This window comes from Cobetia sp. SIMBA_158 (assembly GCF_046566945.1).
GTDB lineage: Bacteria > Pseudomonadota > Gammaproteobacteria > Pseudomonadales > Halomonadaceae > Cobetia > Cobetia amphilecti.
In genome coordinates this window covers 1-241 of record NZ_JAWJYL010000972.1, presented here as the reverse complement: position 1 = coordinate 241, position 241 = coordinate 1, and the positions used below count along the sequence as shown (strand labels likewise).

General features: G+C 34.0%; 1 protein-coding gene. It reads right to left on the bottom strand.

Going from position 1 to position 241, the window contains the following annotated elements; genetic code table 11:
- A partial coding sequence (locus R2R70_RS22710) for an ADP-ribosylglycohydrolase family protein (RefSeq protein ID WP_410979301.1) occupies window positions 1-241 on the bottom strand: 241 nt, incomplete at both ends.

Here is a 241-nt window from a genome sequence, read left to right as displayed (position 1 = left end):
CGTTGCATTTTCCTCATAGCGCGTATTTTTTATTTCTGCTAAAATACTTGATTTTAATTCTTCATTCATTAATAGTCGATAGGCAATTCGATTATAAAGTACACAGGCTTCACTAGCTAAATCATCGTAATGCGTCATTTTGGATTGAGCAACTGAAATTTCTTCGATTTTTTCAAGTTGTGTATATGCTAATGCAATCGGTAAACAGCGCATTAAACTACCATTACCTGCGCTTTTTCCA